Raw genomic sequence first — 13338 nt, 5'->3', positions numbered from 1 at the left:
AGAATGAAATATTCATTTTTTTGTGACACTTTGTTTGATCCATTGTGAGGGAGGTTCGCTTTATCCCGGATATGGCGCTGAAAGGAAAAGTTTATGCTACACCTCCATGTCAACTGTCTGTATCTTTTGGATATGGTGTGCATATAGTATAATGTAATTAGTGTTGCTCACGAGGTAAGGAGGGTAGATGATGATGTTTCACGCCCTGTTGGCAGCCAGAGATGAGCTGTTGTCCAAACGCCATAACAACCAAGAGAACGAGTACGAGATGTTCGCCAAGTCCGTACAGAAGCTGAAGAAGGACATGGAAGTGCTGGGGATTAAGCCCAGTAAGGAGAAGTTATATGGCAGACCTTTTAGAGGGGAATAGATTATCGAAGTGAAGGAGACTACCAATCTATGAGTCAACTTCATATGCCGAAGCAAACGCCTTTGTTCCATGCTATCCATCGCGATCGCTATGAGCGGCAGGAGCTGATCAAAGAGATCGAGACGGTGACGGGGCGCAGGCTGTTGGTGTACATTGCGAATATCACACATCCGGAAAGTGCCATCACCCGGGAGGATATTGCGCCATTTCATGAGATTGTAGCTTCTTTGGAAGATGATTGCAATGTGGATTTGCTTATTGAAAGTCCGGGCGGGGACCCGAATGCGGCGGAGACGCTGGTGCATACGTTGTTGTCCAAGACGAGTCATTTGCGCGTGATTGTGCCGCAAGCGGCGAAAAGCGCAGCGACGTTGATCAGCCTCGCCGGTGATGAGATCGTGATGAGCAACACTTCGGAATTGGGGCCGATCGATCCGCAGATTTCCATACCCACGGCTTTTGGGTATCAGTATCGACCGGCTCAAGCTTTTTTGAACGGACTGGAAATGATCAAGCGGGAGCATGCGGCCGGACAACCTCTCAATGCGGCGTATCTACCGTTTTTGCAAGGCGTTGATGCCGCCCTGATCGATTTTTGTTATAAATCGATTGAACATTCAAAACGTTTAGCCGTCAAGTGGCTGTCCCGGTCCATGTACAAAAACAACCCGCTCGCCGCTAAGCGAATCGCCGAAACACTGACCAACATCGAAAAGTACCCTAATCATGGGTCGGTGATCAATTACCAAGAAGCCATGGCGATCGGGCTGAAGATCACTTACATGCCGTACAATGATGAAGTGTGGCAGGCCATTTGGCGTTTGTACACGAGGTACCTTGTTTACATGCGAGAGAAAACGGCGATCAAAATTTTTGAAAGTACCAGCTCTTCAGTGATGTTTTAATGAAAATACATTTTTATAATGAGAGTTTTATGTTATAGTGAGGTGGAGATGCACACGCATGTGAATACGCCATAACCCCTATCGCATAAAAGACCGGAGCTTTCTGGGCCGGTCTTTTTGTTTTGTATTTATTTCGGTAATCTAAAATATACATACACAGGTTCATTTATTAAAATAGAACAGGGAGTAGATTAGATAAAGGGGGAACATGGGCGATGGGAACCATTCAATCATACTTAAGGGAACGTGCTGAGCTCACACCGGAAGTAGAAGCAGTAGTCGGAGGAGCAGAACGGTTTACCTATCGGCAATTTTATGAGCGGGTTAACCAATTGGCGCACTACTTGCTCGAACTGGGTGTGGAAAAAGGGGATCGGATTGGCATCTTGTGCAAAAACCATCATCCTTTTCCAACAATCCTGTTTGCCGCCATTCGGGTGGGTGCGGTGGTGATCCCCTTGAATTGGCGATTGACGGCATATGAACTGTCTAACATTATGGAGAGCGCTGAACCAAAGGTTTTATTTTATGATGAAGAGTATGCAGATGCGTTGCAATTTGTGAAAGAAAAAGCCACCGTGCCGCATGTGTTACCCGTGGGTAAAGGTTTGTCGTTGGTGGAGAGTTTTGCGGCAGTGTTCACGGAGTATCCGGTTACGGAACCGCCTGAGGTTCAGCCGGCTGATGATGATCTCGCTTTTATGCTGTTCACGTCGGGAACGACGGGTTTGCCTAAAGGCTGCATGATTGCACATAAGGGAGTGGACGCTTACTTTAGCGCCGAACAGATTCGGCAGAACTTTCCACCGGGAATAAAGTTTTTGGCCGTGCATCCGTTGTTTCACATGAGTAGCACCATGATGATGGTCAGCAATGTTAAGCATGGCGTTACCATGGTATTTTTGGCCGATGATCGTCCGGTTGCCATCTTGGATACGATCGAGCGGGAGAAGATCAACGTTATGTTCGCGTTTCCGGCGGTATACCGCTACATGCTGGAGGAGTTGAAGCATGGACACCGGGATTTGTCTTCCTTGCGCTTTCTCTCCTCCGGTGGGACACATGTGCCCGCTTCGCTTATCAAAGAGTATTGCCAACTGGGGTTGGTGATGGGGCAAGGTTATGGTAGCACGGAAGCATGGGCCATCAGCGGGTGGAATCCGACCATGGGTCTGAACAAAGCTGATTCAGTCGGCAAACTGGCCCCGGGCGTGGAATTGAAAATTGCCGATCCCGAAACAGGCGCGCCGTTGCCGCCGGGTGAGATTGGGGAGGTCGTGGTCAGAAGTCCATATCTGTTCCAAGGGTATTGGCGCAATCCAGAGGCAACGGCCAAGGTGTTGCGCGATGGTTGGTTTCATACGGGCGATGCTGGTTATGTGGACGAAGAAGGCTTTTTGTATATATCGAGCCGCTATAAAGATGTGATCGTGTATGGTGGGGACAATGTGTACCCCGATGAAATCGAAGAAGTGATCCATCAGTTGCCAGATGTGTTAGAAGTGGCGGTAATTGGCGTTCCGCATGAAGTGATGGGAGAAGCGCTATGCGCATGCATTATTAAAAAATCGGGTAGCGCGCTTGCAGCAGAAGAGGTGATTCATCTGTGCCGCGAGCGGTTGGCGGCTTACAAAGTGCCGGAAGTGATGTTTGTGGAGCAGTTGCCCAAAAACGGTTTGGGCAAAGTAATGAAGCATCGATTAAAAGAACAGGTGTTACGCCGTTTATAATGGGGAAAGCAAACCGTCCTCGCGGGAGGGCGGTTTGTTGTTTGTTGAAGGATATATCACCTAACATTTATAACTATTTTAAATCAATTTTGTAAGTATATAAAAATCCAGGAAAATCCTGGCTGGTGATGAGAAAGCTGATTTTAATGAAATGAGTATGTTAGGGAGTTGATTTAATATTGCAGATCGTTTTGGGAAAAGCATTGTTACTGGAGCTTTAATCAAGTGGAGAACTGAATGCAAAAGTTAAAACGGTAGTGCTTTGTCTAGATTGGAGTTTGTCAATAAAAGAGCTGTGTCAACAAACGAAAGCGGCTTGCTTCTTTTAGCGCAAGCCGCTTCGTTCATTTCATCAGTTTTTTTACGGTGGTGAGCAGTTCCTCAATCACTTCTGTGTCTCCTTCTTGGAGACGTTCCGTGACGCAACTGCGCAAATGCCCTTCCAAGAGGATTTTGCCGACACTGTTCAATGCAGATTGTACAGCGGAGATCTGATTAAGCACATCATCGCAATACGTATCATTTTCAATCATTTTTTTGATCCCGCGCACTTGTCCTTCGATCCGGTTTAGGCGGGAAGTAAGGTTGGTTTTCACTTTCTCGGAATGATGGCTTTTCCGTTCGGTTGGGTTGGCACAGGCGGGATGCTCTTCCGATTGACGCGGTTCCATTCATATCACCCGCTTCCTGTAGTTAAGCCGTTGGGCCGTCTCCTTGACTTGTTCACGGCGGTGAGTCCATGGCCCTTCCTATATATTAGTCTACCCGTCCTGCTTGGCAAGCGCAATTTTGCGGACTTGGTAATCCCAACTCATCCTTGTTTTTCCAATTGCTGCGTGAAGAATTCGGCGGTGACCCGGATTGCTTCTTCCAGCGCGGGAGTCACCCCGGCAAACGGATGTACAGCGCCCATGGTGTGGTTAGCTTCTGGGATCACATGCAGTGTTGCTTGTGGTGCGGCTTCAGCCATCCGCACGGCTCCTTCATATAAGCCGGGCAGGTCTTGTCCTCCTTGCACCAGCAACAGCGGTTGGGTGAGTTGAGGCAATCGTCCCAAAAGATTAAAACGGTCGCGGTTCGCTTCAATGTCATCCAAGACTTCGCGCCGAATCGGCAAGCGTTGACCAGTCCGGGCATTCATGACATGGGTAATGCCTTTGTTTCGCAATTCTTCCAGCAGTTCAGGTTGGAAAAAGTCAACGCGGTGAATACTGTTCCAGACGACAGCCGCTTTCACCTCTTCGGAATGGTCCAATGCGTACAGCAAACTATTGCCGCCGCCACGGCTGTGGCCCATGATGCCCAATCGCGTCAGGTCGCATCGTGTTGCCTGTGGGATCTCTCCTTGCCGCAACGCTTGCACAAGGCGGACCAAATCCTCCTGTTCGCGGCTAAAGGTGTTTCGTGAGAATTTATCCAACTCAGTGAAATGCTCGAGGTCTTTGCCAACGCCATTCATGGAGAAGTTGAACGTGATGGCCGCCAATCCGGCTTCCGCCAGTTTTTGCCCCAACTCAGGAAAAAAGCCCCAATCTTTGAACCCTTTAAATCCGTGACAGACGAGTACGGTAGGAGCGGGTCGACCGGTGTCTTCCGGCAGAAACAAGTCTCCGCGGATGACGCGTTCTTCTTTGCCCAGGTCGAGCGCAAATGATATGCGGTTCATAACATTCCTCCTGTGATGGTCGAATGAGATAAGATGCCTGAATTTGCAAAATTGCAACGGGTTTCCCTTTCCATTATAATGATAACGAACGAAGTGAATAGGGGAAAAGGTCTTTCTTATATAAGAGAGCGAAGAGGGAAGACCGGTGCGAATCCGGCGCGGTCCCGCCACTGTGAAGGGAGAGGAAAACTGCAAGCGTATGCTGGCCACTGTCGCTTCGTCGATGGGAAGGCGCAGTTGGACGATGAACCCTAAGCCAGGAGACCTGCCTTTTCCATACGTCCACTTGCGTTCTCCTTCGTGGGTTAAGGAGAACCGCGTGCGTGGCGGGTCAGTGTCCCGCGTTGTTTCGCATGCCTTTCTCCAGCCTGTGCCCTCAAAGGAAGCACAGGTTTTTATGTGTGCATCAAGAAAGGAGCGGAAGACATGAGTGTGAAGTGGAAAAAACGATGGGGACTGCTGTGCCTGAGTCTGTTGCTGGTGCTTGGTGCAGTGGGTTGCGCGCCATCCGGTGGGACGGAGGGACGCCTCAACACGCCAGTGAAACCGGCAGCGGTGAAATATCCGGTAGAGGTGGCCGACCAAGCGGGCAACAAGGTGACTATCAAGCAAGAGCCCAAACGCATTGTTTCACTGATGCCCAGCAACACGGAAATCGCTTATGCACTTGGCCTTGATCAAAAAATGGTCGGTGTTACGACTAATGACGATTATCCGGCCGCAGTGAAGAAATTGCCCAAAGTGGGCGACTTTAAGATCAATGTGGAGAAAGTGGTCAGCTTGAAACCGGATTTGGTGCTGGCCAACGGCGCCAATGACAAAGCGACGCTGGAGCAGTTGAAAAAACTGGGCATTCCTGTTTTGGTATTGGACGCTAAGAGTTTTAAAGACATTTACCGTTCGATTGCAATCATCGCCACAGCGACCAATACGGCGCGCGAAGCAGACTTGTTGATCGCCAAAATGCAGAAAGAGCATCGCGACATTTACGGCAAAGTGGTCAATGTACCCAAGGATCAGCGGGTGAAAGTGTTTGTGGAGTTGGACCCGACACTGTACACTGTCGGCGGTGACACATTTATGAATGAATTGGTCACAACCGCAGGTGGTGAGAATGTGGCGGCCGGGTTGAAAGGATGGCCCCAAGTGTCGGCCGAACAAGTGGTCAAATGGAATCCTGATATTATCATTTCTTCTTATGGAAGCACAGACCAAATCCTGAAACGCCAAGGCTGGTCGACGGTGAATGCCGTCAAAGGGAAACGCGTCTATGTGGTTGACCCGAATCTGACCAACCGCCCCGGTCCGCGGATCTTCCAAGGGGTGAAGGAAATGGCCGAGCAATTTTACCCTGAAAGATTCGGTGAACAGAGGTGAGTAAGGGGCAAGCGTTAGTTTGGGGCGGAGGATTGTTCCTCTGCCTTCTTTTTTCGTTGGCCGCCGCCGTGTCGGTGGGAAGCGCGGAGATCGGAATCGGCACAGTCTGGCGGGTGATTGTCGATCATGTTTTAACAGGAAATGGCGCAAGCATGGAGCCGGATGCGGTGATCATATGGGAATTGCGGTTGCCACGGGTGATTTTGGTTGCGTTGATCGGTGGAACGCTGGCTGTTGCCGGCACCGTGTTTCAAGGGATTTTGCGCAACCCGCTGGCTGATCCTTATGTTTTGGGGGTTTCGTCTGGAGCGGCGGTTGGCAGCGCGCTCATTGTGATCACGGGATGGGGGCTGTCCTTGTTGGGCAGTTGGTCGTTGCCGCTGGCAGCATTTTTCGGAGCCGCAATCTCTGTATTGCTGGTGTTGCGCTTGGCGCAGATTAGAAAGCATCTTCAGGTGACTTCGCTGATTTTGGCGGGGGTCGTGGTGCAGGCGTTTTTCGGCGCGGTACTCACCTTGATCATCTCGCTGTCCCCGGAAGAGCTCAACCGGATTCAATTTTGGTTGATGGGGAGTTTGGCGCTCCGTGAGTGGCAACATGTAGAAGCAGTTTTGCCGTTTTGCGTTGGTGGTTTTGTGCTGTGTTGGTTGTTCAGCAGGGAGTTGAATTTGTTTGCACTGGGCGATCGTTCGGCCACGCATTTGGGACTGTCTGTCAGTCAAGTTCGTTTGGGATTGATTTTGCTCGCGTCGCTGATGACAGGTGCGGCGGTTTCAGTGGCGGGAATGATTGGATTTGTTGGGCTGGTGATCCCCCATATCATGCGGATGCTGACCGGAGGGGATCATCGGACGCTGATTCCACTCTCCCTGCTGGCGGGGGCCATCTTCCTCATTTGGGCGGATGCGTTGGCCCGGGTGGTTCTGGAGCCGCGCGAATTGCCGTTGGGTGTCATCACTGCATTTGTGGGAGCTCCATTTTTTGCGGTGATACTGCGCAAGCACCAACATAAATGGCATGGCTAAGAGAGGAGGGATGATCGTGTTATTGCGGGCGGAAGGGCTTGGCAAGCGCTTGGGTGGTCGCTGGGTGCTCCATGAAATCAGTTTAGAAGTGGCATCGGGGGAGATGGTCGGCATCATTGGCCCCAATGGAAGCGGCAAAAGCACCCTCCTTTCGTGCTTGGTGGGGGAGAAAAAAGCTGACTCCGGACAGGTGTGGCTGCGAGACCGGCCATTGGCGGAGATGGGAGCCAAGGAGCGGGCGCGGCAAATTGCGGTTTTGGCCCAAGAAGAGGTAGGGGAAATCTATTTCACTGTCAAAGGAATAGTGGAGATGGGGCGGCATCCCCATCTGGGACACTGGCCGTGGCTCGGGGAACGGGATGAGCGTATCGTGGCTGATGTGTTGCGTCAGACCGATAGCCAGCATTTGGCCGAGCGGATTTTTGCAGGCCTTAGCGGGGGCGAGAAACAACGGGTGTCCTTAGCACGGGCGCTGGCACAGGAGCCGGTGTTGCTCGTGCTGGATGAGCCCACGGCCTATCTCGATCTGAAATACCAGTTCGCCTTGTTGAATTGGATTAAACAGTGGCAGGCGTCATGCGGGTTGACCGTGATTATGGTCTTGCACGATTTAAATCTGGCCGCGCAATATTGTGACCGCCTGCTGGTGTTGAAGCAGGGACGAATCGTGCGCCAGGGTACTCCGCACGAGGTGATTGAGCCGGAGATGGTCGAAGCGGTTTATGGCATGTCTCCCATTGTGGTGGAACATCCGTTGCTCGGGGTTCCGCAAGTGTTATTGACTGCGATGCAAGCACAGGAGAGCGGGGAGGAGCGCGAACGATGAAAATCTATACCCGGACGGGTGATGAAGGCAAGACAGGAGTCATTGGCGGACGTGTGTCGAAAGATGATATCCGCGTGGAAGCGTATGGTACGGTGGATGAGGTAAATGCGTTTGTCGGTGAGGCAATCGTCAGGTTGGACCCGGCAATCCATGCCGATTTGCTCCAAGATTTGACCGAAATCCAGCATGAATTGTTTGATGCCGGGGGAGACTTGGCTCAAGCGGGTAAAAATCGTCGCTATATGGTGACAGCGGAGATGGTGACCCGGTTGGAGGCATTGATTGATCGGTATGAGCAGGAATGCCCACCACTGGAACGATTTATTTTGCCCGGGGGCTCCCCGTTGTCGGCCGCTTTGCATGTATGCCGCGTGTTGACGCGCCGGGCAGAACGGCTGGTTGTCAGCTTGTGCCGGGAGCAAGAAACAAACGTCGAAGTGCGGCGTTATCTGAACCGGTTGTCGGACTTCTTCTTCACTGTGGCGCGGGTGGCCAATGTGCGGGCAGGAATGGCGGATGTGGAATATAAGCGTGGCGTGCGGGTGTTTCACACAGACGAGAAAAAGGACCAGGGCACAACGTGATGTTAAACTGCAGAGTGCGCGAAAGTGAGATGTGAGGAGGAAACGGGTATGGCGTTAGTGATGTATTGGTATCCCAAATGCGGAACGTGCCGCAAAGCGAAAAAGTTTTTTGAGGAACACGGAGTGGCGGTGACAGAGAAACATATCGTCGAAACGCCGCCGTCCAAAGCTGAGTTGGCAGATTTGGTTAAGAAAAGTGGACTGCCGATCCAAAAGTTTTTTAACACCAGCGGCCAAAAGTACCGCGAGTTGGGCTTGTCGAAGAAATTAAAAGAGATGAGCGACGATGAGAAGCTGGACTTGCTTGCTTCCGACGGGATGCTGATCAAGCGCCCGATCGTCACCGATGGGGAGAAAGTGACCGTCGGCTTTAAGGAAGAGCAATTTAAAGAGACGTGGGTGTGAATAACTAGCAGACCGACCTTCCCTTCTGTACAGGTGGGGAGGTCGGTTTGTTCGTGTAAGGGATGACGAAAAATTAAGACATATGTGGAGGTAACGATGGCCACATTCGCTTCCCTTTTGTATCGGCGCTCCAGCTACACCCCAGTCAGGTAGCTTGCTCAAGTGTTAGTACAAGCGCCGGTTTCGATGACATAGCGGTAGCCATAGCCCGGCTCTTTAGCCCTTTCTCCAGGCGCAATTGCAGGATAAATCGGTAAGGAAAGGAAATAAATAGTTGGGAAGCAAAGCGGACAATCGATAAATATTATTACTTTATAATTACTATAAAATAGTATTGACTATAATCTAGGGGCATGGTATGTTAAATATGTGCCAAGCATTGCCACCTACTGTTTTAAGACCCTTCTATGATGGGCAAGGTAAAGAATGTGGCATGAAATAGTAATGGCTAGTTTCATAACTTGAGGAGGTTGTTCAAGTGGCTCAACGTCTTGTAGGGTTGCCAGCTCCAGATTTTGAAATGGAGAGCACCAAAAATCTGGAAACATTGGACGAGAAAGTTTCTCTTTCCGATTACAAAGGAAAATGGCTGGTTCTGTTCTTCTACCCACTTGATTTTACATTTGTCTGCCCAACCGAGATTACAGCTTTGTCTGACCGTTATGAAGAGTTTCAAGATCTTGATGCAGAGATCCTCGGAGTGAGCACCGACAGCAAATACTCCCACCGTGCTTGGATCAATACGCCTCGTAGCGAAAACGGTTTGGGTGACATCAACTTCCCCTTGGCTGCTGACACCACTCATAAAGTAAGCCGTGACTACGGTGTGCTGATTGAGGAGGAAGGCATTGCCCTGCGCGGTTTGTTCATCATCGATCCGGACGGCATTTTGCGTTACCAAGTGGTAAACGACAACAACATCGGTCGTGACGTGGATGAAACGCTGCGCGTACTGCAAGCTCTGCAAACCGGCGGCTTGTGCCCGGCCAACTGGAAACCGGGGCAAAAAACGCTTTAAGATAAGTGAGTAGAGGGCCTAACGTCCGTCGCGTTAGGTCCTTTCTTTCCATATATGACAGGAGGATGGAGAACATGGCGCTTCGATTACGCACAGAAATGCCTGAAATCAATGGTGTGACGGAATGGGTCAATCAAGAGGTGACCAAGGAAGAATTGAAAGGAAGCCCTGTGCTCGTTCATTTTTGGTCGATCAGTTGCCACATGTGCAAAGAAAGTTTGCCTGAACTCAATAAAATGCGGGAGGAAATCCCCAAGCTGAAACTGGTTGGGATTCATATGCCGCGCTCGGAGAAAGATACAGATGTGGACGCGGTGAAAGAAACCATAGTAAAATACGAACTGAAACATCCACAAGGCATCGACAACGAACATCGTGTGGTGGATGCGTTCGAAAACGAATTTGTGCCTGCATTTTACTTATTCGATGCAAACGGCCTGCTGCGTCACCGTTCAGCCGGCGAGAAAGCGCTCTCGATGCTGAAACGTCCGCTGGAACGGGTGCTGGCTGAAACAGAAGCTTAAGATCCGGAGGGAATCGACATGAACTTGCCAAAAGAGCTACGTTATTCCAAAGAACATGAATGGGTAAAAACGGAGGGCAACTTGGCCCGTATCGGGATCACCGACTTCGCGCAATCCGAATTGGGTGACATCGTATTCGTAGAATTACCAGAAGTAGGAACCGAACTTGTCGTCGATGAACCATTCGGCAGTGTTGAGTCTGTGAAAACCGTTTCGGAGTTGTATGCTCCAGTCAGCGGAAAAGTCGTGGAAGTCAATGGAGAGCTGACCGATTCTCCGGAGAATGTGAACGATTCACCGTACGAAGAAGGCTGGATGATCGTTGTCGAAATGTCAAATGAGGCTGATTTGGAAAAGCTTCTGCCAGCAGAAAAATATGAAGAAATGATTAGCGAGTAAAGTGTGAAGCCGGTCCCCCTCTTTGCATATCGCCTCTCGGTCCGAGACAGACTATGGACAATTAAAAAAGGTGCAAGGAGGGGGATGTTTTTTATGGGATGGGCTGATATCAGCGATAAAGTGACGGGTCGCTTGGAAGACGGTCGGTTGGTCTTTTATCACAACCACCAACCGGTAGGCGAAATGGATTTGCGAACCAAAGAGATGAGCATGCGCGAGGGGTACATGATGGATGGCGCGCAAATTTTTGCCGCAGATAATAAAACAAAATTACAACCGCGCTATGCAGATGATTGTGATGTAGATTGGTGCCAGTGAGAGATAAAACATAGCGGAGTAAGATTCGCTATGTTTTTTCTTTTGGTCTTATGGTTTGGATTACTCAGATTTGTGGTAAAATATATACACAAGCTTCTTTGTTTTTCCATCAAATGTCCTAAAACATGTGGTCGATTATGAGTGGGAAGAGGAGGGAAAGCCCATGGGTTACTGCTGTGGCGCCTCCATGATTGGATTAATTGGATCTTATCGGCAGCAGTCCATCATGGTGCATCAGGTTCCGTTAATGTTTTGTCCAGTCTGTCATTCGATGGAAGTGCATCCTGCGGTTAAGGAAGAATTTGAATTGGTGATTGAATATGCGCTGGAAGACCGTGTGAGAGAGGTCACCCTCCGTGAAACGATCACTCCGGAAATGATCGCAGAATGGAAAGAGGCTGGGATCAGTTTCCAAGAAACGGATGATCTGGAGCCGATCCTACGCGAACAAATCGACCATTCACTCGATCTCTTGAGAGTATCCAAAGTGTTAAATGATAAAGAGTGGGGCGAAGAATTGAAGCACCGCCTCAGCGTGCTGACCACACAACTCAAAAAATTAGAACAACAAAAAGAAGAAAGCCGATAAATGTTGGCCCGGCACAGTTTCGCTGCCCGGGCTTTTTTGTGCGGTAGTTAAACTCCGGTGCGCTTGATCTCATCGGTGATGCCGTCCCATAGCCGGAGGCGCGCTTCCAACGCCGATTGTGCAATCCGGTAGGCTTGTTCTCGTTTCAAGGGGTCGTTGCCGCACAAGGATTGCAGCAGTTTTTCAGCAAGCGGGCCATTGCGCCTGCCGTCTACGGCGAGATGGCGTCGCAAATAAGAGGTGAACCGATTATGGATTCCCTGCTGTTCCAGAGAACGCAATAAGGTTGCGAACATATCAGGGATCAGATCATCACGCCCGAAAATAAACCAAGCGGCGACTTCATGGGGTTTACCGTTCAGCGATAATTCCAGGCTCTGTCTGACGAAGTCGGCAACAGTGGGGGGGATTTCGCTAGAGTATAAGGATTCAAGCGGATGGTATCCCGCGATGATCATTTCCACATACTGCTGTATCGGGGTGATGTCAGCTCCAGCTTCATCCATGGCTTGTATGTACATTTCAAAGTGGCTGGCGTAGCCTCCTTGCCCGTCCTCGTCAGCTTCTTCCGTCAGTACCATCTCGTTGATATAGCGGACATACTCGGCATGCGCCCGCGGGATCCACGGGATGGAGAGGGAAGTTAGCTGCCGTTGGAGCCGTTTGAGCACATTCATATAATCCCAAACGGCAAAAACATGGTGTTTCATGAAGATTTTGATACGTTCGGGCGAATTGACCATCGTATAAACCGGGTGGGTAAGAAGATCTTCCCGTGTGGTTTGAATCGTTTCTGAATATATGGCATTCACCATAAATTCCTCCTGTTTTGGAAAGAATTATGAAATAAACTATCGCTTATTTTACTGCATTCCCCTGGTGAAAACAAGAACATTATTCTTAAATTTTTGAAAACAGGAGGCCGGAAACAAGAAAAATCTTCCAGGACATCGACTCCTGGAAGACTGGTCAACGGGTATTGGCTGTGTGCAAATACATACGGATGTGGTTAATCAAAAGATTGATGGCGACTTGGTTGTGTCCGCCTTCGGGAATGATCAAGTCAGCGTAACGTTTACTCGGTTCGATAAACTGCAAGTGCATGGGACGAACGACGTTAAGATATTGATCCATCACCGATTGGAACGTGCGACCCCGTTCTTTGATATCCCTTTCAATCCGGCGCAAAATGCGTACATCGGCATCTGTGTCGACAAAGATTTTGATGTCCATCATATTACGCAAACGCTCATCGTCTAAGATGAGAATCCCTTCCAAGATGATGACGTCCTTCGGTTCAAGCCTCACCGTTTCCGGCGCTCTCGTATGCTCAGTGTAATCATAGACCGGCTTGTCGATGGATTTGTATTGGAGCAGCTGCGACAACTGTTCGATCAACAGGTCGGTGTCAAAGGAGAGTGGATGATCGTAGTTTGTCTTTTGGCGCTCCTCAAGGGTTAAATGCGATTGGTCTTTGTAATAGGAATCTTGTTCGAGATAGACGACAGAATCGGCGAATTGCTCCACCAGTTTGCGCGCGACAGTGGTTTTGCCGGAACCCGATCCGCCCGCCACGCCGATCACTACAGGTTTGTTCATGGC

General features: G+C 50.0%; 17 protein-coding genes and 1 riboswitch. Of the genes, 13 read left to right on the top strand and 4 right to left on the bottom strand.

Annotation, left to right across the window (positions count from 1 at the left end):
* The first annotated feature begins 187 nt into the window (after window positions 1-187).
* From NYR52_RS13785 to NYR52_RS13775, 3 genes are all read left to right on the top strand, one after another.
* Window positions 188-370 (top strand): hypothetical protein, encoded by a 183-nt coding sequence (locus NYR52_RS13785; protein WP_145958369.1) that lies wholly within the window; start codon window positions 188-190, stop codon window positions 368-370.
* 29 nt (window positions 371-399) lie between these two features.
* Window positions 400-1275, top strand: a complete 876-nt coding sequence (locus NYR52_RS13780; protein ID WP_259435839.1) for an SDH family Clp fold serine proteinase — start codon at window positions 400-402, stop codon at window positions 1273-1275.
* Window positions 1276-1490: 215 nt separating this feature from the next.
* Window positions 1491-3005 (top strand): class I adenylate-forming enzyme family protein, encoded by a 1515-nt coding sequence (locus NYR52_RS13775; protein WP_259435838.1) that lies wholly within the window; start codon window positions 1491-1493, stop codon window positions 3003-3005.
* A gap of 344 nt (window positions 3006-3349) precedes the next feature.
* Here the strand turns inward: NYR52_RS13775 and NYR52_RS13770 are convergent, their stop codons facing one another.
* Together NYR52_RS13770 and NYR52_RS13765 are read right to left on the bottom strand one after the other, a co-directional pair.
* Complete coding sequence (locus tag NYR52_RS13770; protein ID WP_022737019.1) at window positions 3350-3676, bottom strand: metal-sensitive transcriptional regulator; 327 nt, start codon at window positions 3674-3676, stop codon at window positions 3350-3352.
* Between the two features lie 140 nt (window positions 3677-3816).
* Window positions 3817-4671, bottom strand: coding sequence for an alpha/beta hydrolase family protein (locus NYR52_RS13765; RefSeq protein WP_132221095.1), 855 nt, complete (start codon window positions 4669-4671; stop codon window positions 3817-3819).
* A gap of 90 nt (window positions 4672-4761) precedes the next feature.
* Window positions 4762-4958, top strand: a riboswitch (cobalamin riboswitch).
* Between the two features lie 139 nt (window positions 4959-5097).
* On the opposite strand from NYR52_RS13765, the gene NYR52_RS13760 reads away from it, so the two are divergent.
* From NYR52_RS13760 to NYR52_RS13715, 10 genes are all read left to right on the top strand, one after another.
* Entirely contained in the window at window positions 5098-6048 is a 951-nt protein-coding gene (locus tag NYR52_RS13760; RefSeq protein ID WP_132221093.1) for an ABC transporter substrate-binding protein, read from the top strand.
* Window positions 6045-7073, top strand: a complete 1029-nt coding sequence (locus tag NYR52_RS13755) for a FecCD family ABC transporter permease (RefSeq protein WP_259435837.1) — start codon at window positions 6045-6047, stop codon at window positions 7071-7073. Before NYR52_RS13760 ends, NYR52_RS13755 begins: the two co-directional genes overlap by 4 nt.
* Window positions 7074-7083: 10 nt before the next feature.
* A complete protein-coding gene (locus NYR52_RS13750) occupies window positions 7084-7899 on the top strand; it encodes a heme ABC transporter ATP-binding protein (RefSeq protein ID WP_132221089.1) in 816 nt (271 codons plus the stop codon).
* Window positions 7896-8483: a cob(I)yrinic acid a,c-diamide adenosyltransferase gene (locus NYR52_RS13745; protein WP_132221087.1), complete on the top strand. Its 588-nt coding sequence runs from the start codon at window positions 7896-7898 to the stop codon at window positions 8481-8483. The genes NYR52_RS13750 and NYR52_RS13745 overlap by 4 nt, the downstream gene beginning before the upstream one ends.
* 48 nt (window positions 8484-8531) lie before the next feature.
* The gene (locus NYR52_RS13740; RefSeq protein WP_022737013.1) at window positions 8532-8888 is read left to right on the top strand and encodes an arsenate reductase family protein; all 357 of its coding nucleotides are present in this window, start codon (window positions 8532-8534) and stop codon (window positions 8886-8888) included.
* A 478-nt stretch (window positions 8889-9366) separates the two neighbouring features.
* Window positions 9367-9906, top strand: a complete 540-nt coding sequence (locus tag NYR52_RS13735) for a peroxiredoxin (protein ID WP_022737012.1) — start codon at window positions 9367-9369, stop codon at window positions 9904-9906.
* A gap of 74 nt (window positions 9907-9980) precedes the next feature.
* Window positions 9981-10430, top strand: coding sequence for a TlpA family protein disulfide reductase (locus NYR52_RS13730; RefSeq protein WP_022737011.1), 450 nt, complete (start codon window positions 9981-9983; stop codon window positions 10428-10430).
* An 18-nt stretch (window positions 10431-10448) separates the two neighbouring features.
* On the top strand, window positions 10449-10829 hold the full coding sequence (gcvH, locus tag NYR52_RS13725) for a glycine cleavage system protein GcvH (RefSeq protein ID WP_022737010.1): 381 nt from the start codon (window positions 10449-10451) through the stop codon (window positions 10827-10829).
* Between the two features lie 93 nt (window positions 10830-10922).
* Window positions 10923-11147 carry a DUF2553 family protein gene (locus NYR52_RS13720; protein WP_022737009.1) on the top strand — a complete coding sequence of 75 codons (225 nt, stop codon included), beginning with the start codon at window positions 10923-10925 and terminating at the stop codon, window positions 11145-11147.
* Between the two features lie 163 nt (window positions 11148-11310).
* Window positions 11311-11736, top strand: a complete 426-nt coding sequence (locus NYR52_RS13715) for a hypothetical protein (protein WP_022737008.1) — start codon at window positions 11311-11313, stop codon at window positions 11734-11736.
* A 47-nt stretch (window positions 11737-11783) separates the two neighbouring features.
* On the opposite strand, the gene NYR52_RS13710 is transcribed toward NYR52_RS13715, so the two are convergent.
* Window positions 11784-12551 (bottom strand): DUF3050 domain-containing protein, encoded by a 768-nt coding sequence (locus NYR52_RS13710; RefSeq protein WP_246026891.1) that lies wholly within the window; start codon window positions 12549-12551, stop codon window positions 11784-11786.
* Window positions 12552-12705: 154 nt separating this feature from the next.
* On the bottom strand, window positions 12706-13335 hold the full coding sequence (udk, locus tag NYR52_RS13705; RefSeq protein ID WP_022737006.1) for a uridine kinase: 630 nt from the start codon (window positions 13333-13335) through the stop codon (window positions 12706-12708).
* Window positions 13336-13338: the final 3 nt, after the last annotated feature.

It is taken from the genome of Laceyella sacchari (genome assembly GCF_024927925.1).
GTDB classification, from domain to species: domain Bacteria; phylum Bacillota; class Bacilli; order Thermoactinomycetales; family Thermoactinomycetaceae; genus Laceyella; species Laceyella sacchari.
The sequence above is the reverse complement of the archived record's forward strand: the minus strand, read 5'-3'. Positions and strand labels throughout refer to the sequence as shown.